Here is a 1139-nt window from a genome sequence, read left to right on the forward strand (position 1 = left end):
CCCGGCCGCCGGAGGCGGCCTGGGCGCACGGCTGTCAGCCGGATCGCCAGGAGGAGGACCGGCTCGGGAACGACTCCCGTCGGACGGTCAGCCCGTAGCCCGGCCCGACGCGGTGGCGGCGGTGTACAGGCCACGCCCGGTCCGCTGCGCCTGCCCGGCCTTGGCAAGGCGCTCCAGGCGGGTGCGGACGGCGTTGACGTTGGAGTCGAGGGTGTCCAGGCCGAGCAGGCCGGCGATCTCACGGGCCCGCAGCGGGCCCGACGCGTCGGCCAGCACCGCGAGGACACCGGCGGCATCGGTCAGCCCCGGCCTGCGGCCGCCGCCCGGGCGCCGCTTCTGCCCGTCCGCCGCCGGGGCCGGGCCGTCGACCGGTCCGGCCTGCGCAGGCACCACGGCGCCCTTCGACCGGGCCACCCGAGACACACTGCCCTTCGGCGCCCCCTGCCCGGCGGTCTTCCTGGCGGTGGCGGTGGCCTTCTTCGTTGTGGTGGTCGCGGTGCGGGCCGGGGCGGGCTGCTCGCCGGCCGCCGCGACCGTCGTGCGGGCCGTCTTTCTCACCGCCTTCGCGGCCTTCGCGGGCTTGGCGGGCTCCGGGGAGCTGTTCGCCCCGGCCGTGGTGACGGGCTTCGCCGTCTTCTTCGCGGTGCGCCCGGCGGCTGCCCGGGCGGGGGCCTTCGGCGTCGTGGCCGCGGCGGCCGGTGCCGTGTCGTGCTGCGCCGTGGGCGAGGTGGTGCCCTTGCCGGCCGCCTTCGCGGCAGGCGTGGCGGGGGAGCTCTTGGCCCGTGTCCTGCGGGTGGTGGCAGCCTCGGCGGGTGCCGCGTCCGGCGCCTCGGCGGCGGCCGGGGTCTTGCGCGTGGTGCCGCGCCTGCGTGCGGGGGCGGCCGCGTCGGGCGCGGGCGCGGTGGCGGTGTCCGTCGAGGCCGACTCGTCGTCGACGCCGCTCACCGGTGCGTCGGCCGTGCCGGGGTCGGCGGCGCCGGCCCGCACGTCCGACGGCGCCTGCAGCACCACTGCTTCCGGTGCGGCGGTGTCGGGGTCGCCGTCGTGGCCGAGGGGCGTGCCGGCCAGCGCGGCGAGGCCTTCCAGCACGCCGGTCATGGCGCTCTCCTGCGCGATGACGGCCGCGAGCTGCTCCTCCA

At 79.0% G+C, this 1139-nt stretch carries 1 protein-coding gene; it reads right to left on the reverse strand.

Annotation, left to right across the window (positions count from 1 at the left end; translation table 11 throughout):
• Positions 1-87: 87 nt before the first annotated feature.
• On the reverse strand, positions 88-1139 hold a 1052-nt coding region (locus AA75_RS32970), incomplete at its 5' end, for a hypothetical protein (RefSeq protein ID WP_199520467.1).

The sequence above is a fragment of the Kitasatospora sp. MBT63 genome (assembly GCF_000710465.2).
GTDB lineage: Bacteria > Actinomycetota > Actinomycetes > Streptomycetales > Streptomycetaceae > Kitasatospora.